Source organism: Brenneria tiliae (assembly GCF_023347575.1).
GTDB lineage: Bacteria > Pseudomonadota > Gammaproteobacteria > Enterobacterales > Enterobacteriaceae > Brenneria > Brenneria corticis.
Genome location: NZ_JAKPCB010000096.1, coordinates 166,941 through 185,203 on the forward strand (window position 1 = coordinate 166,941; position 18,263 = coordinate 185,203).

The 18,263-nt window shown below is 58.8% G+C and carries 15 protein-coding genes and 1 pseudogene; 5 read left to right on the forward strand and 11 right to left on the reverse strand.

What is annotated here, in order from left to right; translation table 11 throughout:
* Nucleotides 1-15: 15 nt before the first annotated feature.
* From gntR to glpA, 5 genes are all read right to left on the reverse strand, one after another.
* Nucleotides 16-1,011, reverse strand: a complete 996-nt coding sequence (gntR, locus tag MFP24_RS10760; RefSeq protein WP_249230543.1) for a gluconate operon transcriptional repressor GntR — start codon at nt 1,009-1,011, stop codon at nt 16-18.
* Nucleotides 1,012-1,154: 143 nt separating this feature from the next.
* A complete protein-coding gene (locus tag MFP24_RS10765) occupies nt 1,155-1,850 on the reverse strand; it encodes a pirin family protein (RefSeq protein ID WP_249230544.1) in 696 nt (231 codons plus the stop codon).
* A gap of 387 nt (nt 1,851-2,237) precedes the next feature.
* Nucleotides 2,238-3,446 carry an anaerobic glycerol-3-phosphate dehydrogenase subunit GlpC gene (gene glpC / locus MFP24_RS10770; RefSeq protein ID WP_249230545.1) on the reverse strand — a complete coding sequence of 403 codons (1,209 nt, stop codon included), beginning with the start codon at nt 3,444-3,446 and terminating at the stop codon, nt 2,238-2,240.
* On the reverse strand, nt 3,443-4,705 hold the full coding sequence (gene glpB / locus MFP24_RS10775) for a glycerol-3-phosphate dehydrogenase subunit GlpB (RefSeq protein WP_249230546.1): 1,263 nt from the start codon (nt 4,703-4,705) through the stop codon (nt 3,443-3,445). Before glpB ends, glpC begins: the two co-directional genes overlap by 4 nt.
* Entirely contained in the window at nt 4,695-6,416 is a 1,722-nt protein-coding gene (gene glpA / locus MFP24_RS10780; RefSeq protein WP_249230547.1) for an anaerobic glycerol-3-phosphate dehydrogenase subunit A, read from the reverse strand. Before glpA ends, glpB begins: the two co-directional genes overlap by 11 nt.
* Before the next feature lie 310 nt (nt 6,417-6,726).
* On the opposite strand from glpA, the gene glpT reads away from it, so the two are divergent.
* Nucleotides 6,727-8,076 (forward strand): glycerol-3-phosphate transporter, encoded by a 1,350-nt coding sequence (gene glpT, locus MFP24_RS10785; protein WP_249230548.1) that lies wholly within the window; start codon nt 6,727-6,729, stop codon nt 8,074-8,076.
* Nucleotides 8,077-8,148: 72 nt separating this feature from the next.
* Nucleotides 8,149-8,738 (forward strand): annotated as a pseudogene (gene glpQ / locus MFP24_RS10790) (glycerophosphodiester phosphodiesterase); the annotation flags it as partial.
* A 6-nt stretch (nt 8,739-8,744) separates the two neighbouring features.
* On the opposite strand, the gene yigL reads toward glpQ, so the two are convergent.
* Both yigL and pldB read right to left on the reverse strand, forming a co-directional pair.
* A complete protein-coding gene (yigL, locus tag MFP24_RS10795) occupies nt 8,745-9,545 on the reverse strand; it encodes a sugar/pyridoxal phosphate phosphatase YigL (protein WP_249230549.1) in 801 nt (266 codons plus the stop codon).
* Nucleotides 9,546-9,574: 29 nt separating this feature from the next.
* Nucleotides 9,575-10,567, reverse strand: a complete 993-nt coding sequence (pldB, locus tag MFP24_RS10800) for a lysophospholipase L2 (RefSeq protein WP_249230550.1) — start codon at nt 10,565-10,567, stop codon at nt 9,575-9,577.
* Nucleotides 10,568-10,749: 182 nt separating this feature from the next.
* On the opposite strand from pldB, the gene rhtB reads away from it, so the two are divergent.
* Nucleotides 10,750-11,370, forward strand: coding sequence for a homoserine/homoserine lactone efflux protein (gene rhtB / locus MFP24_RS10805; RefSeq protein WP_249230551.1), 621 nt, complete (start codon nt 10,750-10,752; stop codon nt 11,368-11,370).
* Nucleotides 11,371-11,382: 12 nt separating this feature from the next.
* Here the strand turns inward: rhtB and recQ are convergent, their stop codons facing one another.
* Both recQ and pldA read right to left on the reverse strand, forming a co-directional pair.
* Complete coding sequence (gene recQ, locus MFP24_RS10810) at nt 11,383-13,215, reverse strand: ATP-dependent DNA helicase RecQ (protein WP_249230552.1); 1,833 nt, start codon at nt 13,213-13,215, stop codon at nt 11,383-11,385.
* Nucleotides 13,216-13,371: 156 nt separating this feature from the next.
* Nucleotides 13,372-14,211, reverse strand: a complete 840-nt coding sequence (gene pldA / locus MFP24_RS10815; RefSeq protein WP_407062001.1) for a phospholipase A — start codon at nt 14,209-14,211, stop codon at nt 13,372-13,374.
* Between the two features lie 232 nt (nt 14,212-14,443).
* On the opposite strand from pldA, the gene MFP24_RS10820 reads away from it, so the two are divergent.
* Together MFP24_RS10820 and rarD are read left to right on the forward strand one after the other, a co-directional pair.
* The gene (locus tag MFP24_RS10820) at nt 14,444-14,932 is read left to right on the forward strand and encodes a thioesterase family protein (protein WP_249230554.1); all 489 of its coding nucleotides are present in this window, start codon (nt 14,444-14,446) and stop codon (nt 14,930-14,932) included.
* Nucleotides 14,933-15,004: 72 nt separating this feature from the next.
* The gene (gene rarD / locus MFP24_RS10825; RefSeq protein WP_249230555.1) at nt 15,005-15,934 is read left to right on the forward strand and encodes an EamA family transporter RarD; all 930 of its coding nucleotides are present in this window, start codon (nt 15,005-15,007) and stop codon (nt 15,932-15,934) included.
* Here rarD and MFP24_RS10830 read toward each other — a convergent pair.
* Both MFP24_RS10830 and corA read right to left on the reverse strand, forming a co-directional pair.
* Complete coding sequence (locus MFP24_RS10830) at nt 15,900-16,958, reverse strand: AbrB family transcriptional regulator (protein WP_249230556.1); 1,059 nt, start codon at nt 16,956-16,958, stop codon at nt 15,900-15,902. The genes rarD and MFP24_RS10830 overlap by 35 nt on opposite strands.
* Before the next feature lie 109 nt (nt 16,959-17,067).
* Nucleotides 17,068-18,018, reverse strand: a complete 951-nt coding sequence (corA, locus tag MFP24_RS10835; RefSeq protein WP_136166776.1) for a magnesium/cobalt transporter CorA — start codon at nt 18,016-18,018, stop codon at nt 17,068-17,070.
* Nucleotides 18,019-18,263: the final 245 nt, after the last annotated feature.

Sequence of the window (18,263 nt, forward strand, 5' to 3'; positions counted from 1 at the left end):
GGCGGGGCTTTGGCGCTAAATGCTATCGCCATCCAGCAAAGTGAAACCGACATCGACCATTGCCGGCGTAACCCGCTCGCCGCGCAAACGCGCCAGCAGGCGCTCCGCGCCAATCTGCCCCATGCGCTCGCGTGGGGTAAGCACGCTGGCCAGCTTCGGCACCATCGCCTGACCGATGTCGTGCCCGTGAAAACCGGCGATCCCCATATCTTGCGGCACGCGCAATCCCTGGCGCTGGCACTCGAACATCGCGCCGACGGCCAGATCGTCGTTGGTACAGAAAATGCTGTCGATCGGCGGATACTCAGCCTGCGCCTGCCGCAATAACTCGCCCCCCAGCGAATAGGAAGAGGCGAGCTCGCTCATCACGCAATAGCTCGCCAGCCCGTTATCCCGCATCGCCTGCTGATAGCCGCGGCATTTTATGATCGTCCGTTCGTCCTGACGCGCGCCGAGGTAAACCACGTGGCGGCGCCCCCGCTCAATCATATGCTGGGTCATCTGCCGCGCCGCTGCAAAATTATCGAACCCCACCGCGATATCCAGGCAGGGAGAAACCGAGTCCATCAGTTCCACCACCGGAATACCCGCCACATCAATCATCTGACGGGTGCGATCGGTATGCAAACGGTCGGACAGAATCAGGCCGTCGATGTTATAGGCCAGCAACGACATCAGCCGCTGCTCTTCCTTTTCGGGGTGATACCCATAGTGCGCCAGCATGGTCTGATAACCCTGCGCTTCGGTAACCCGTTCAATACCCCGCAGCACTTCCGCAAACACCTGGTTGGTCAACGACGGCAGCAGCACGCCGATCGCCCGGCTGGTGGCGCTGGCAAGCATATTGGGGGCCTGATTGGGGATGTAGCCCAGCGCGTCAAGTGCAATGGCTATCTTTTCCTGCAACGCCACGGAAACCTGAGCCGGATTGCGCAAATAACGGCTCACCGTCATTTTCGTCACGCCGACCCGGTCGGCAACATCCTGGAGAACCGGTCTTTTTTTCTTCATTATCCACGGATCACGCCTGAAATATTGAGCGGGATTCTAGCAAAAAAAGCGCGCACGGCATATCAGGACCGGCGTTTTTAAACGTTACGAACGGCGGCCCAAGGGCGATGCGGCAAGCGCCGGATGCGTTTACGCCGCGGCGCTTATACCGGCGGTAAATCAAACAGCAGGATTTCGCTCTCCTGAGCGGCATGAACCGACAGGGTTTCTTCATCCCAGACGGCCAGCGCGTCGCTGGTCGCCGCCTGATGACCGTTAATCTCCACGCTGCCGCGCACCACCTGGATCCAGATCCGGCGTCCGGCCTGTACCCGATAAATCGACTGTTCCTGCGGCTTCAGCGCCCAGCGCCACAGCGTCATGTCCTGAAAAACCTGCAGCGAGCCGTCGCGGGCATCCGGCGACAGCACCAACTGGCGGCCCTGCGGCATATCGAAGCGTTTTTGTTCATAGCGCGGCGTCAGCCCGGCTTGTTGCGGGATAATCCAAATCTGGTACAGATGCAGCAACTCATCACGGCTGGCGTTGTATTCCGAATGGCGAATCCCGGTGCCGGCGCTCATGATCTGAAACTCGCCGGCCTGAATCTGCTCTTTGTTGCCCATGCTGTCCTGATGCTCAACCGTACCTTCCAGAACATAGGTGAGGATTTCCATATCCTTATGCGGATGGGTGCCGAAGCCTTTGCCGCCTTCAATCCGGTCTTCATTGATGACGCGCAGCGCCGAGAAGCCCATAAATTCCGGTTCATAATAGTCGGCAAATGAGAAAGTATGCCAGCTGTCAAGCCAGCCGTGGTTTGCATGGCCGCGCTGTTGCGCTTTGCGTACGTAAATCATGTCGGTTTCTCCCCGCGTTTCGTTAGCTGCCTAATGGGATAGGTTTTAAGTCAAAGTCTAACGGGTAGCCGGGAATAAGATAGCGCAAAAAACTCACCGCCCGGTTCAAAAAATCAGAACGGGATAAGTACGCAGAGTTCAGCGTCACGCAGTGGCGGTTCGGAGGGTGGCGGGCAGGGATAACCTAAAAAAAAAGCCAGCACCCGAGCTGGCTAAATAAATACTGGAAGCAATGTGAGCAATGTCGTGCCTTCGCAGAAACCGCCCGGTGACCTGGATGTCTCCACCCGGTCTTCCGGTTGGCTTCCCCGGAAAGCAGTGCAATAATAATCATTATCATTCGCGTCTGTAAAGCATTTTATTTGATGGGCTTCCTTGTTCCCCCCCTCACGCCTCAGTCAGCGCCCGCGCCAGCAGCGTGATCGGGTGTTCGCACGGCTTGCCGGTGGACATTTCGATTTGCCATTTGCAGGTTTCGCAGTCGGTGATCACCACATCCGCGCCGCTTTCCTCGATCTGCCGAAACAGCGGCGCGCCGATCCCCTGCGCGGTGGCGTAATTTTCCTTCTTGAAGCCGTAGGTGCCGGCAATGCCGCAGCACTGGGAATCCAGCACCCTCAGTTCGATACCGGGAATGCGCTGCAGCAGCGCCAGCGTGTAGGCGGTCCAGCCCATCTTTTCCAGATGGCAGGGGGTGTGATAGGCCACCCGCAGCGGCAGCGCGCGCAGCGGCAGTTCACGCCCCTCTTCCTCCAATAGCCGGTACAGCCGCCGGGTGGCCAGTTCAATGCCATCGCGCACGCGCTCGGTGTCCACGCCCAGCAGATGCGGATATTCATCGCGCAAGGTAAAGGCGCAGCTGGACGACGTCGCCACCACAGGTATGGACTTGCCGTTGATCGCCTCGTCCAGCGATTGAATATTCACCCGCGCCTGCTTTCTCGCCCGATCGTGAAAGCCATTGGCGATCAGCGGCACGCCGCAGCACTTTTCTTTGCTCAGCAGTTGAACGCCGATATTCATGGCGTTAAAAATCCGCACCAGATCTTTTCCCAACTGGGGATGGTTGTAGTTAACGTAGCAGCCATGAAAGTAGGCGACCTGCTCGGGGTAGCCTTGCTGCCTTTGCGCCTGCCGGCGATACCAGCGGCGGAAGGTGCCGAAGGAATATTTCGGCAACTGGCGGCGATGGTCGATTTTTAAGGCTTTATCCAGCAGTTGACGCACCGGTTTCAGGCCGGTCGCCGTGTTCACCAGCGGAGCAAACGGGGTGGAAACCGTTCCCATCAGATCGGTATGGCTCAGAATGGCGTCGCGCAGGGTGGGCTTATGGCTGCTGTAGTTGGCTTTCGCGCGCTGAATGATGTCGCCGATTTTAACGTCCGACGGGCAGGCCACTTCGCAGCGTTTACAGTTGGTGCAGTACTTCAGCGCCTCATCATACAACGCGGGATCTTTGCGCCGCAGACGTTCGCCATCCGGCCCGGCCTGTTTCGGCCCCGGATAGAGCGGATTAACCCGCGATACCGGACAATAGGTGGTGCACACCGTGCATTTGATGCAATTTTCAAAGCTGTTATCGTCAAGCAGGCTCATTGGTTGTCCTCCTGCAGAATCAGGTCGGCGGCATACAGCGCGCTGAGCAGCGATACGCCCGCGCCGCACCCCTGCGCAATGGGATCGAACCCTTCCAGCACCGCGCCGACGGCATACAGGTTATCCGCCGTTTTACCGGCGATGGCGGGGCGCAGATTGTCATCGGTTATCACGCCGAATTGCCGGTAAGGCTGGGCGGCGAACACATCCTGCCGGCTCCACTCCTCCCGCCGGGCCGCGAAGCGGACATCCAGCCCGAACACCGGTTCGCTGACCCGGTCGAAGCGCGCCAGCAGACCGTTACTGAAGAAACTGCCGCTGGCCAGCACCACGTGCCGCGCCCGCAGCGGAATATCGCGGTGATTACGGGTATAGAGCGCGGCGCCCTGCGCTTCCAGCACGGCGCGTTCCACCCGGTCGCCCGGCATAACGATCCCACCCTGCCGGCGAAAGCGGCGCAGCAGCGCCTGATGCAGACGCAGTCCCGGCAACGAAGGCGGCAACGTCGGCAGCAGCAGCACCGGCTTGCCAAGCGCCTGGCGCAGCCCGTCCAGCGCCGCCGGTCCGTCCAGCCCCAGACAGGCGGGCATGATCACCGCATCATTGCCGCTGGCGAATACCGTCAGCTCTTCCGCCAGCGCCGCCAGATTTTCCGGCAGATCGAGCACCCTGGAAATATTCACCGCCCGGAACTCGCTGGGGTTGCGGCGCAGCCGATCCAGCACCGGCAGTTTGACATCATCGCTGCGGGCGGCGATGCCCTGCGACTGCAGCGTCCCGGCCACCATACGCGACTGGAAATCCAGAAATCCTTCAATGCCGGCCACCAGCGGGCGCTCCCAGCGAGCGGTGCCGGCCAGGCCGCGGGTCACGCTGTCCGGCTGGCTGAGCCAGCAGGGGCGAAACTTGCCCAGCGGCGTCATCCGCAGATGATTGTGCCGATAGTCGCCCAGCATCGGCATGGCGCAGCGAACCAGCAGCGCCTGAGCCTCCGGCAACAGGGCGGCGATCCGCTCGGCGCCCATCAGCGTATAGGGATGGCGCGGCGCCTGCCGGGCCAGCTCGTCCAGCGCGCTTAACGGCTGGTCGACGGGCTGTCCGTCCGGCAGGCAGGCGAGCAAATCCAGCGCGCCCGAAGAAAAATGCAGGGCGCTTTGCCCGGCGCTGACGATAGCGCAACGTTTGCCCTGTTCGGACAGCCGGATGCCGCAGGTTAACCCCGCCAGCCCGCCGCCGATAATAACCGCGTCATACCGCATGCTGTTCCTCCCGCGCATCATCGGCCGTCAGGCCGCACAACCCCTGATATACCCAACTGGTAAACTCGCTTTCACGCAGGGTATTGCCCCAGGCGACCGGGCGAATGCCTTTCCAGCGTTCATTGAGAAACTGGCTGAGCTGGACGATGGATTGCTCCGGCGTCGACTGCCCCAGCCGGCACAGCAATCCCGCGGCCCGGCAGGCGCAAAGCTCGCCCTGGCAGGTTCCCATCCCGACGCGGGTGCGGCGGCGTAAATCAATCAGATTATTAACCTGGAGCGACTCCACCGCGTAACGCACTTCGCCGGCGGTAACGGCTTCGCACTCGCAGACCAGGCTGCCGTCCAGACGCTCGCCGGACAACAGACGCCCGGCGCGTTCGCCGTGGCGGTAAATCGCCGATCCGCGCAGCGGCGCGGACAACGGAAAGGCGCTGTTTTGGGAGTCCGATAGCGGGCTTTTCGGCGCGGAGAAATGCCCGACGGAGGCGGAGCGGCGCCCGGCGGATTGAGGTTCCGCCGCGCGTTCCGTGCCGGATTCCGAACCGGGCAACGGCGTCTGCGCCGTGGTACAGGCCACGTCGCAGCCCAGCTTTTCACAGATTTTATCCGTCACCCACTCGGCCATCAGCCGGTAGGTCATCAGCTTACCGCCGGTGATGGTAACAAAACCCTCCAGACCATCGCGGCTGGCATGGTCGAGCAGCACAATGCCGCGGCTAACGCTGCGCCCGCTGGGGTCGCTGTCGCTCGCCACCAGCGGACGCACCCCCGCATAGGCGCGGAGAATGCGCGTATCCGCCAGCTGCGGCGCCAGTTTGGCGCCTTCGCGCATCAGGATTTCCACTTCCGCGGGCGTGACCGTCATATTATCGATCTGATCGTAATCGATATGGGTCGAGGTAGTGCCGATCAGGGAGATGGTGTCTCCCGGCACCAGAATGTCGGCATCGGCCGGTTTGCGGCAGCGGTTAATCACCATGTTGTTGATACGGTGTCCCAGAATCAGCAACGCCCCTTTCGCCGGGAACATGCGTACGCGCAGATCGGCATACTCGGCGATATGTTGCCCCCAGATCCCCGCGGCGTTGACCACCACCTGGGCGTAGATCTCGCCGGCGACGGCGTTTTTATGGTCGAATACGCGCACCCCGGTGATGCGGTCGCCCTGGCGGATCAAACCGATAACCTCATGATAAGTCAGCACCTCGGCGCCGTGCTCAGTGGCATCGATGATATTGGCCGAGGTCAGGCGGAAAGGATCGATGGTGCCGTCCGGCACCCGAACCGCGCCAATCAGCGCCGGGTTGGCGGCGGGCTCCAGACGCAGCGCCTCCTGGGGATCAATCGCCTGGGCGTTGATCCCCGCCTGTCGGCAGGCGGCGATAAATTGGCCCTGATAGGCGAGGTCGTCTTCCGGCAAGGTCAGAAACAGGCCGTCCGTCGGCTCCACGCAGTGGCGGGCTATGCGCTTGAGCACCTGGTTTTCTTCAATACATTCGCGCGCGGACTCGCCGTCCGTCACCGCATAGCGCGATCCGCTGTGCAGCAAACCATGGTTGCGCCCGGTGGCGCCGGTGGCGATATCAAAGCGTTCGATCAACAGGCAGCGCAATCCCCGCAGCGCGCAATCCCGCACGGTTCCCGCGCCCGTCGCTCCACCGCCAATCACAATGACATCGGTTTCCCGGTATGACCCCTTATTTTGCATACGCCCTCTTCTCGCGGATCCTGACCTGGCGCTATTGGGACACAAAATACAAGGTTAATGTTTGATAAAGAGCAAAAACGAACATAAAACGAAAATTGAATAGTCATTAAAAGTCACATATGTGATGGGTGTCACCAAAATCAATTCCATAATTGCATAAGCCTTGTTAATGTAAGTAAGAAAAAATGTCATACCTTCATAAAAATGTAACATTTGAGCGATAACTCACAGATGAAAAGGGCGAAATTGGATAGTCTTACCTTCGTTATAGAACAAAAAATTATCGTTTTTGGGCGTATTGGAGGCAGAAATGCTGAGTATTTTTAAACCCGCTACACACCAGCCCCGCGTCGCAGCGGATCAGGTCGATCCACTGTATCGTCGCCTGCGTTGGCAAATTTTCATGGGCATCTTCTTTGGCTATGCCGCTTACTATCTGGTGCGCAAAAATTTCGCCCTGGCGATGCCATTCCTGATCGAACAAGGGTTCTCGCGCGGCGATCTCGGTTTCGCGCTATCCGGCATTTCGATCGCCTACGGCTTTTCCAAATTTATCATGGGTTCGGTCTCCGACCGCTCCAATCCGCGCGTGTTCCTGCCCGCGGGCCTGATATTGGCGTCAGCGGTCATGCTGTTTATGGGGTTCGTGCCCTGGGCTACCTCCAGCATTGCGGTCATGTTCGTGCTGCTGTTCCTGTGCGGCTGGTTTCAGGGCATGGGCTGGCCGCCGTGCGGACGCACCATGGTGCACTGGTGGTCGAAAAAGGAACGCGGCGGCATCGTTTCTATCTGGAACTGCGCGCATAACGTCGGCGGCGGTATTCCACCGCTGCTGTTCCTGCTGGGGATGGCCTGGTTTAACGACTGGAAAGCCGCCCTGTATATGCCGGCGTTTGCCGCCATTCTGGTCGCGCTGATCGCCTTTGCCCTGATGCGGGATACGCCGCAGTCCTGCGGCTTACCTTCGATCGAAGAGTATAAAAACGACTATCCGGTTGATTATGATGAGAAAGCCGAAGAAGAGCTGACCGCGAAGCAAATCTTTATGCAGTACGTTTTCCCCAACAAGCTGCTGTGGTACATCGCCATCGCCAACGTATTTGTTTACCTGCTGCGCTACGGCATTCTCGACTGGTCCCCGACCTATCTGAAAGAGGTAAAACATTTCGCGCTGGACAAATCCTCCTGGGCCTATTTCCTCTACGAATATGCCGGCATCCCCGGCACGCTGCTGTGCGGCTGGATGTCCGACAAAGTGTTTAAAGGCAACCGCGGCGCCACCGGCGTGTTCTTTATGACCCTGGTCACCATCGCCACCATAGTGTACTGGATGAACCCGGTGGGCAATCCGCATGTGGATATGGCGTGCATGATCACCATCGGCTTCCTGATCTACGGACCGGTAATGCTGATCGGCCTGCATGCGCTGGAGCTGGCGCCGAAGAAAGCCGCGGGTACGGCGGCCGGGTTCACCGGTCTGTTCGGTTATCTCGGCGGCTCCGTCGCCGCCAGCGCCATCGTCGGTTACACCGTGGACTTCTTCGGCTGGGACGGCGGCTTTATGGTGATGATCGGCGGCAGCATCCTGTCGGTGCTTCTGCTAATCGTCGTCATGATCAGTGAGAAAAAGCATAAGGAAGAGTTAGCCAGACAGGCATAATCCCGTCTTGTAAGCATCCCTCTGGCGGCGTCCCATCGACGCCGCCTTTCTCTTAACAGATAAGAGGTTTGATCGCATGAATTTACCGAAGGGTTCGACATTAAAGACGGCAAACGGGTACCAGGTTATCCCCAGCGTTTTCCCATGTGGAAATCCGACTTTCGCGTCCATACCTTTCAGAAGAAATTGAATTTATTCAGGGCCTGAATCACTCGACCGGCAAAAATATCGGTATCTATCCTGAAATCAAAGCCCCGTGGTTCCATCATCAGGAAGGCAGAGACATTGCCCGCGAAGTGCTGACGGTACTGAAGCAGTATGGCTACCCCCGGAAAAGCGACCGGGTATTCCTGCAATCTTTCGATGTCGCGGAGCTTAAACGCATCAAGAGCGAACTACAGCCCGAAATGAAGATGGACCTGAATCTGATACAGATTATCGCCTATACCGACTGGCAGGAAACCTATGAAAAACAGGCCGACGGAAAGTGGCTAAACAACGACTATGACTGGATGCTCAAGCCGGGCGCCATGAAGCGGATTGCCGCCTATGCCGGGGACATCGACCAGCTTTACCATATTCTTTATCAACGGGCGGACGTCGACGGCCTGTTCACCGATTTTCCCGACAAGGCCGTGGACTATCGGCACAAGCCGCGCTGAGCGCGGTTATCGCAGGAACAAATCCCGCAGGTAGTTCGGCACCGCGCTTTCCGCGTTGCTGCCGATCACCTCCAGCGCCGGCAGCACATTCTTCAAACGCTGGTGGGCGTTTTGCATGATGCAGCCTTTGCCCGCCATCGACAGCATTTCGTAGTCGTTCATCCCGTCGCCGAAAGCGATGCACTCGCGCAGCGAAAAGCCGATGATCTTCGCCACCTGCTCCAGCGCGTGGCCTTTGGATACCCCGCCGGCCATCACTTCCAGGCAGGTCAGCGTGGAAAAGCTCACGTTGACGCGATCGCCCCAGCGCGCGTTGATCGCCTCTTCCAGCGTCAGCAGCTGCTCGTGGGAATCGCAGGTAAAAAAGATCTTGCTGACGCCGTCGGTCTCCAGCAGGCCTGGCTCGAACAGCTGGTACTTAAACACCGACTCTTTAAAAAAACGCTCCTCGTCCGGGCTCTGACGGTTCATAAACCACTCATCGTCGCGGTAAACGTGCGTCAGCATATCCGGGTTGTGGTGCGCCACGCCGTAAAGATCGCGGGCGATGTCCGGGTCCAGATTATGGCTGAAGATCAAATCGCCCTGGGTGTTGTGCACCCGCGCGCCGTTGGAGGTGATCATAAACGCGCTGATGCCCAGACCGTCGCGGATTTGCGCCACGTCCATATGGTGCCGCCCCGTCGCAAAGACAAAATGAATCCCCTTTTCGGTCAACAGCTTGAGGGTTTCTTTCGCATAGGGGGAGAGCGTATGGTCGGGCGACAATAGGGTGCCATCTAAATCGGAAGCTACGACATGGTACATAACGGTGAGATCCAACCTCTGGTGGTAATTTAATAATAGCGAGCAAAATGCTCCAGAATCAGCTCGAATGCCTGAGCACGAATGTTATCTTTCTCAAACAGAATCTCATGCCGCGCCCCGTTGATAATCCGGGGTGCCCCGCCCGCACAGGGGTGACCGCTCTGCGCCAGAGCCTGACAAAACCGATCCTGGCTGCGGTTATCCACCACCCGATCTTCTTCCGCCTGCAACAGCAGCAGCGGCGTAGTGATATCGGCGGCCTGCTCCAGCAACTCCCGGCCTACCGTCAGCGCTTCGCGTACCCAATGGTAGGTCGGTCCGCCAACGCGCAGCTCCGGGGCGTCCGCATAAAATCTGACGCTGCGCCGGTAGCGCTCGCGGCTGTGGGTCAGCATATTGACCACGTAAGGCAGCGGCCGCCATTGCCCGGTGCCGATGGCGTAATAGTCGCGTATCGCGGGGCGGCGCTCCGCCCAGTCGACGATGCGCCATGCCAGCCAGTTTGGCATCGGCAGATGAATGCCGCACATCGGCGCGCAGAGCGCCACGGCATCGAAAGCCTGCGGCTGGCGCGCCAGAAACCGGGCCAGGATCGCGCCGCCCATCGAATGAGCCAGCGCAAATCGACGGGTATGCGCCTGCGGGGCAATCTGCTGTTGCCACAGCAGTTCGACATCATCCACATAATCGCTGAAGCGCACGACGTGCCCGCGGTGGCTATCGGCGAGCAGGCGCCCGGAACGCCCCTGCCCGCGATGATCCATCATCAGTACGTCATAGCCGTTATGGAAGAGATCGTAAGCCACTTCGCCGTATTTTACATAGCTTTCAATACGTCCGGGGAACACCACGACGATTTTATCGTGTTGCGGCGCGCTAAAACGCACAAAGCGGATCGGCACATTATCGACGCCGATAAACTCCCCTTCTTCGCGCTGACGCCAGAAATCCAGCAACGCCCCGGTAGCAAAGGCAGAAAACTGCGCTTCACGCGTTAACAGGCTACTGAGATACTGAGTCATCCACACACTCCGGCGCAGGCCAGTAAAGCTATCGGAACTTTTGAGCTATAGCGCAACTATATGCATCGGCGTATTGTGGCATAAAAAATCGCAGGGAGCGATTTTCAACGTTGCGTAGCAACGGCCCGTAGGGTGGCGGGCAGGGATAGCCCGCCATAAAAAATTTCCGGGAGCATTCGCAAGTGACCTTCGACTGGTGGTTAACCTATTTACTGACGACGCTTATTCTCAGCCTTTCGCCCGGTTCGGGCGCCATCAATACCATGAGTACCGGCATCAGCCACGGTTATCGCGGCACCATCGCCTCGATAACCGGTTTACAGATCGGTCTGGCGGTACACATCGTGCTGGTGGGCGTCGGGCTGGGGGCGCTGCTGGCGCAGTCCGTGCTGATTTTCGACCTGCTGAAATGGCTGGGGGCGGCGTACCTGATCTGGCTGGGGATCCAGCAGTGGCGCGCGGCAGGCTCGCTGGATATGCGTGCGCTGGCCAGCACCCTGCCGCGCCGCAGGCTATTGAAGCGCGCGGTGCTGGTTAATCTGACCAACCCGAAAAGCATCGTGTTTCTGGCGGCGCTGTTTCCGCAGTTTATCATCCAGCATCAACCGCAGGCCGCGCAGTATCTGGTTTTGGGCGCCACCACCATTATCGTCGATATTATGGTGATGATCGGCTATGCCACGCTGGCCAAGCGTATCGCCGGCTGGCTGAAAGGCGCCCGGCAGATGCGGATACTGAATCGAACTTTCGGCTCGCTGTTTATCCTGGTCGGCACGCTGCTGGCGAGCGCCAGAAAAGCCTGAGCGGGCCGGACGCTACTCGTCGTCGCCGTTATCAACGTGATCGCGGATCATCGACATAAAGGACGCGCCGAAACGCTCCAGCTTGCGGTGCCCGACGCCGTTGATATTCAGCAGCTCCGCGGCGGTGATCGGCATCAGTTCGGCCATCTCCAGCAGGGTGGCGTCGCTGAACACCACATAAGGCGGAATGTTGGCCTCATCGGCAATGGATTTGCGCAGCTTGCGCAGTTTGGCGAACAGCTTACGATCGTAGTTTCCGCCGTAAGACTTCTGGCTGGCGGCGCGCGGCTTCAGGTTAATCACCCGCGGCACCGCCAGCTGCAACGGCACTTCGCCGCGCAGCACCGGACGGGCCGACTCGGTGAGCTGTAACGCCGAGTACTGGGCGATATTCTGCTGCAGCAGCCCCAGATGAATCAGCTGGCGCAGCACGCTGACCCAGTGCTCCTGAGATTTATCGCGCCCGATGCCGTACACCGGCAGCTTGTCATGAGCGAATTCGCGGATGCGCTGGTTATTCGCCCCGCGCAACACTTCGACGATATACCCCATCCCAAAGCGCTGTCCGACCCGATACACGCAGGAGAGCGCTTTTTGCGCCTCCACCAGTCCGTCATAACGCTTGGGGGGATCGAGGCAGATGTCGCAGTTGCCGCACGCCTGCTGACGGCCTTCGCCGAAATAGTTAAGCAAGACCAGGCGGCGGCAGGTTTGCGCCTCGGCAAAGGCGCCCATCGCATTCAGCTTATGGCGTTCAATGTCCAGCTGCTGTCCGGCCGGTTTTTCCTCCAGACAGCGCCGCAGCCATGCCATATCGGCCGGATCGTAAAACAGCGCCGCCTCCGCCGCCAGGCCGTCCCGCCCGGCGCGCCCGGTTTCCTGATAGTAGGATTCAATATTGCGCGGAATATCGAAATGCACCACAAAGCGCACGTTGGGCTTGTTGATGCCCATGCCGAAGGCCACTGTCGCCACCACCACCTGCAGATCGTCGCGCTGGAAGGCTTCCTGCACCTGCGCCCGGCGCTCGTTGTCCAGCCCGGCGTGGTATGCCGCCACGCTCAGCCCGCGGCTTTGCAGGCGGGCGCTGATATCCTCCACCTTGGCCCGGCTGTTGCAGTAGATAATGCCGCTTTTGCCGCGCTGCCCCTGAACGAACATCCACAGCTGATCGAGCGGCTTGAATTTCTCCACCAGCGTATAGCGGATATTCGGCCGGTCAAAACTGCTGATCTGCACCAGCGGCGACTGAAGGTCGAGCAGGCGTACGATATCGCTCCGCGTGGTTTCATCGGCGGTGGCGGTCAGCGCTATCACCGGCAGGCCGGGGAAATGCTGCTTCACCTGCCCCAGCGCCCGGTATTCGGGGCGGAAGTCGTGGCCCCATTGGGAAATACAGTGCGCTTCATCCACCGCAATCAGCGACGGCCGCCAGTGGATAAGATGGTCGAGGAAGCTGTCGGTGGTCAGGCGCTCGGGGGCGATATACAGCAGCTTGATCTGCCCGGAACGGCAGCCGGCCATCACCTCGTGCTGCTGTTCGCGGGTTTGCGTCGAGTTGAGGCAGGCCGCCGACACGCCGTAGGCCTGGAGCTGATCGACCTGATCCTTCATCAGTGAAATCAGCGGGGAAACCACCAGCGTCAGGCCGTCCATCACCAGGGCGGGGATTTGATAGCACAGGGATTTCCCACCACCGGTGGGCATAATCACCAGACAATCCCGCCCGCTGATGGTCGCATTGATAATTTCCTGCTGGCCCGGCCGGAATTGCTGGTAGCCGAACGTATCCCGCAAAACCTGAACGGCCAGCGCTTCTTTATTTAATACTTCCGCCGTAGACACGCCTTCCCCATCCGCTGAAATCAAACAAACGCCATTTTCGGCGTCATGCGGTAAAACTGCAACGTTTTACCCGCTTATGTGTTAAATGCTGATTGACGCACGCAATGTCGCAGAGCGCGCCTTGACAACGCCGCCATGATTCGGCGCCGGTTAGCGCTAGAACATATCGTTCAGCGTTACCCCAATCCCGAAACGGGTCTGGCGGTGATTATAATCAATCAGCGATTCGCCATAGCCGCTGAATACCTTGGTGTAAAAGCGCACATGATCCGTCAGCGGATAGCTCCAGCCCAGTTCACCGCCGCCGTAGCCGCTGTTCCAGTTATAGCGCCCTTCCGCGCTGAATACGCTGTCGCCCCAGACGTAGCCGACGCGCACACGGTAGTACCCCATATATTTGGCGATATCCGGATTATCGTCCTCGCTGTCGGAAAAGCGAATCCAGGGTTTCAGGTCCACCTGCCAGTCGCCGTTTTGCGCCATCAGCCGGACATAGGCGCGATTCCAACTGCGCGACGTGGGTTCGGAACGCCCGTTGGACTGGTGGTTGAATCCGACTTCCACATCGCGCAGCGTCCAGCCGGCAAAGGTGTAATCCGTCGCCCAGCCGAGAAAAAGCTGCGGCTCGTAGTTGGTTTCGCGAAACGGCGAAGACTCGCCTCTGTTGGATAACTGCCACCAGGAACGTTGCGTATAGGACGCGCCCAGCAGGGAATTGTCGCCGAGAATACCGCGCCAGAGCGGGAAACCCAGGCTAAGCTGGAAATTCACCTCATCCTTGCGCGCCTCATCCGCCCAGTTGTAGCTCTGTATCGCGGTTTTATTGACATTGCTGGTGTAGGTATACAGCATATAGTTACTCTCATACGGATAGAGAATAAACGGGCTATCGTGTTGCTGTAACAGGCTGGCGATGATGCTGCCGCGCACTGCGGGCTTGTCATGCACTTGCTCTATTTTCGCCTCTTGCGCCTGGGCGTATGTTGCCAGCAGCATAATCAACATGCCAACGATTTTACGCATTCACTTTCTCTCCTGAGCGATCATGCTAATTATCCAATTTGATAAACGCGCCATTTTACACGGTTCGGCGACATTTGAATCAACCTTCGGCCATTTCTCGGCCTTTTCTGGAAAGAAACAAAATTAACGCATAAAATAAACGCTTAGTTTACCTTTCGATGCGATAGCAAGCGCGCGGCAACCCAGGCATACGGGAAGAACATTCATGCCCAACACACCATTAACGCCAGGCGTTCTGTTAACCAGGGAGCAGGTTCGCCAGCTGGTTGCCGACATCTTTATCTACAACATGCCGTTCAACGGCGAATTGGGGCTGGAATTGCGGCATTTCGCCGCCGATTGCGCCACGCTGACCTTCGATCGGCAGGACAAGCTGATCGGCAACGCCCTGCAGAGAATCCTGCATGGCGGCGTGATTGCCGCGGGGCTGGACGTGGCGGCGGGACTGGTCTGCGTGGGCAACACGCTGCTGCGCCATGAAACCATCAGCGAGCACGAATTCCGCCAGCGGCTTGCCCGCATGGGAACGATTGATATGCGGGTGGACTATCTGCGACCGGGCCACGGGGAACGTTTCACTATCACCAGCCAGCTGCTGCGCGGCGGCAATAAAGTCGCCGTGGCGCGGGCCGACCTGCACAATGAACGGCAATCGCACATCGCCAGCGCCACCGCGACCTACCTCATTGGCTGACGCCAGGGATGAAACCCGCCCCCGTTTTGGGTAAACTTCTCTTTTCCCGCCGTTTTTATCGAGTCATCATCAATGGATGCGCAGCAAACCCGCAAGGGGATCTTTTTCGCTCTCGGCGCTTATTTTATCTGGGGAATCGCCCCGGTTTATTTCAAGCTGCTTGAACATATCCCCGCCAATGAAATACTGGCACACCGGATTATCTGGTCGTTTTTCTTTATGCTGATCCTGTTGAGCATCAGCCGGAAATGGCATCAGGTGCGTTATGCCTGCCGCAACGTCAAACACCTGCTGTTACTGGCGCTCTCCGCCATATTAATCGCCTGCAACTGGCTGCTGTATATCTGGGCGGTCAATAACCACCATATGCTGGAAGCCAGTCTGGGCTACTTCATCAACCCGCTGGTCAACGTCATGCTGGGGGTTATCTTTCTGGGCGAGCGCTTTCGCCGTCTGCAATGGCTGGCGGTTTTACTGGCCGTTTCCGGCGTGCTGGTCCAGCTCTGGACCTTTGGCTCACTGCCGCTGGTTGCCCTGGGGCTGGCGTTCAGCTTCGCCTTTTACGGTCTGCTGCGTAAAAAAATCGGCGTCGACAGCCAGACCGGGATGCTGATTGAAACGCTGTGGCTGCTGCCGATGGCCGCCATCTACCTGTTTTTTATTGTCGACAGCCCCAGCAGCCATATGGCGGACAATAGCTGGACGCTGAATACGCTGTTCGTCTCCGCGGGGATCATCACCACCGTACCGCTGCTGTTTTTTACCGCCGCGGCCTCCTATCTGCGCCTCTCCACGCTGGGGTTTTTCCAGTATCTCGGGCCGACGATGATGTTTTTACTGGCGGTCGTTTTTTATGGCGAAACCTTCAGCAGCGACAAACTGGTGACCTTCGCCTTTATCTGGAGCGCGCTGGCGCTGTTTATTCTCGATGCGCTTTATACGCAGCGTAAGCGGCGGCGGACGGACATCAGGTCGCCGCAGGATCAACGCGGCGCGAGATAAAACGCGACAGCAGCGGGCTGAAAATCAGGGTGGAGAACAGCCGCAGCGTCTGCAAGGCAATCACAAACGCCATATCGACCCGGCTGCCGGCGGCGATAATGGCGATGGAATCCAGCCCGCCCGGGCTGGTCGCCAGATAGGCCGTCAGCAGATCGACCGGCAGAAAGCGGGTAATCATCAGCGCCAACGCGCCGCACAGCAGCATCAGTCCGACAATCGACGCCATCATCTGCGGCAGCGTGCGTATCGCCAGCAGAAATATCGGCCGGGTAAAACACAGCCCGACGCTCCAGCCGATAAACGCATAGGCCAGGGCCAGCAGCCATTCCGGGGTCTGCAACGCCAGTATGCCGTTTGAATGCAGCAGCGAGCCGACGATTATCGGCCCCAGCAGGGCGGCCGAGGGAATACGCAAAAGTTTGCCGAGCCAGGCGCTGCCGAACGCGACGCACAGGGTGGCGGGAAAACGCCAGTCCAGCATCGGAAACCACACCAGCATGGCGCTGTTCTCCGCCGCGTCCTCTCCCAGGCTGATACGGGCGACAAAAGCCGCCGCCGCCGTCACCATCAGCACCCGCAGGTACTGCATAAAGGCGACCAGCCGCACATCCGCGCCAAACTCCCCCGCCATGGCGACCATGGCCGAGGCGCCGCCGGGCGAAGCGCCCCAGGTGCCCGTGGTGCCGGGCAATTCGCTGAACTTCACCAGCAGCCAGCCGGAAAGCCCGCTGCCGACAAGGGTCGCCAGCAAAATAAACAGCACCAGCAGCCAGCTGTCGAGCAGAGGACTCAGAATGGAAAGGGAGAGGCTTTGCGCCACCAGGCAGCCCAGCACCGCATTACTGGCGGAAAAGAAGGCGGGGGGAATGCGGATGGTGGCGCCGTTCAGCCCCATCGCCGCGCCAATCAGCATGGGGCCGAGCAACAGGGCCGCCGGAACGTGATAGATCTGCAGTCCGAAGCCCAGTATCAGCGAGACCGACAGCAGGATCCCCCATTGCATCAAGGGTGAAACCCTTCTCATGCGCGCAACCTGTTTCCGCAATAAACCATTGCCGTCATTCTAAACAGATTAGCCGAATAATTAATATAAAATTAATTAAGTTGCCGAACCCTATCGCGCGCCGCGCGCTTCAGAGCCAGTTCTTGCGTTTGAAATAGAGATAAGGCGCCAGACCCGCCAGGATCATCAGCACAATCGCCCCCGGATAGCCGAACGACCACTTCAGCTCCGGCATAAATTCAAAGTTCATCCCGTAGCTGGACGCCACCAGCGTCGGCGGCAGGAACACCACGGAAACCACCGAGAAGATCTTGATAATGCGGCTCTGTTCAATATTGATGAAGCCCATCGCCGCCTGCATCAGGAAGTTGACCTTCTGGAACAGCGATTCGTTGTGCGGCAGCAGCGATTCGATATCGCGCAGGATCTCGCGCGCCTGCTCCAGCTGGCCGGAGGGCAAACGGGCCTTGCGCACCAGAAAGTTCAGCGCGCGCTGGGTATCCATCAGACACAGGCGCACCTTCCAGCCCACGTCTTCCAGTTCGGCCAGCGTGGACAGCGCATCGTCGTATTCGTCCCCCTGGCGCCCTTCCATGATAATACGGCTCAGGGATTCCAGATCGCTGTAGATGTTCTCGATTTCATCGGCCAGCTGTTCGATTTTGGTTTCAAACAAATCCAGCAGCAGTTCATAGGCGTTGCCGTCGACCATCGTTTGGCTGCGGGCGCGCATACGGTACAGGCGAAACGCCGGCAGTTCGCGCTCGCGCAGCGTATACAGCCGCCCCTCGCGGATGGTGAACGCCACGGTGGCGTTGCCGGCGTGATCTTCGGCGTCTTCAAAAAAGAAGAAGGAGTGGATATGCAAGCCGTCCTCATCCTCGAAGAAACGCGCGGACGCCTCGATGTCCTCCAGCTCCGGCCGGGTCGCCAGACTCTGTCCCAGCTCCTGTTGTACTTTTTCGCGCTCGCCCTCTTCCGGCTCGATTAAATCGACCCAGACGGACGAGGTCAGATCGTCGGCATCATCCAGTTCCAGACGGGATAGACGACAGTTATCCAGTTTAAATGCGCTCAGCATAGGCCATAGCTCCCTTTTCAGTAACAGAGATGGACAACGCGCGCTTGAAACACAGAAACAGAGGTGAAACGTCACCGGCAGGTTTCAGTCCGTTCGACGGAGCTGACTCGTAGCGACATGATGAACGACATCGCCGACAACCACGAAGGCTATCAGCAACGGGAAGATAGCCTTAGAAGTTGTACCTAATGATCAGGTTATTGAGCCAGCATCGACTGGGTGCGTCCAAGGCGTGGGTCCTCCGG

Excerpts from the sequence above, each read along its gene's own strand:
- MFP24_RS10830 (WP_249230556.1), bottom strand. The coding sequence starts at position 16,958 with ATGAGAAGGGTTTCACCCTTGATGCAATGGGGGATCCTGCTGTCGGTC.
- glpC (WP_249230545.1), bottom strand. The coding sequence starts at position 3,446 with ATGAGCCTGCTTGACGATAACAGCTTTGAAAATTGCATCAAATGCACG.
- glpA (WP_249230547.1), bottom strand. The coding sequence starts at position 6,416 with ATGCAAAATAAGGGGTCATACCGGGAAACCGATGTCATTGTGATTGGC.
- yigL (WP_249230549.1), bottom strand. The coding sequence starts at position 9,545 with ATGTACCATGTCGTAGCTTCCGATTTAGATGGCACCCTATTGTCGCCC.
- MFP24_RS10765 (WP_249230544.1), bottom strand. The coding sequence starts at position 1,850 with ATGATTTACGTACGCAAAGCGCAACAGCGCGGCCATGCAAACCACGGC.
- pldB (WP_249230550.1), bottom strand. The coding sequence starts at position 10,567 with ATGACTCAGTATCTCAGTAGCCTGTTAACGCGTGAAGCGCAGTTTTCT.
- pldA (WP_407062001.1), bottom strand. The coding sequence starts at position 14,211 with ATGCTGCTGGCAACATACGCCCAGGCGCAAGAGGCGAAAATAGAGCAA.
- gntR (WP_249230543.1), bottom strand. The coding sequence starts at position 1,011 with ATGAAGAAAAAAAGACCGGTTCTCCAGGATGTTGCCGACCGGGTCGGC.
- glpB (WP_249230546.1), bottom strand. The coding sequence starts at position 4,705 with ATGCGGTATGACGCGGTTATTATCGGCGGCGGGCTGGCGGGGTTAACC.
- corA (WP_136166776.1), bottom strand. The coding sequence starts at position 18,018 with ATGCTGAGCGCATTTAAACTGGATAACTGTCGTCTATCCCGTCTGGAA.
- rarD (WP_249230555.1), top strand. The coding sequence starts at position 15,005 with ATGGATGCGCAGCAAACCCGCAAGGGGATCTTTTTCGCTCTCGGCGCT.
- glpT (WP_249230548.1), top strand. The coding sequence starts at position 6,727 with ATGCTGAGTATTTTTAAACCCGCTACACACCAGCCCCGCGTCGCAGCG.
- MFP24_RS10820 (WP_249230554.1), top strand. The coding sequence starts at position 14,444 with ATGCCCAACACACCATTAACGCCAGGCGTTCTGTTAACCAGGGAGCAG.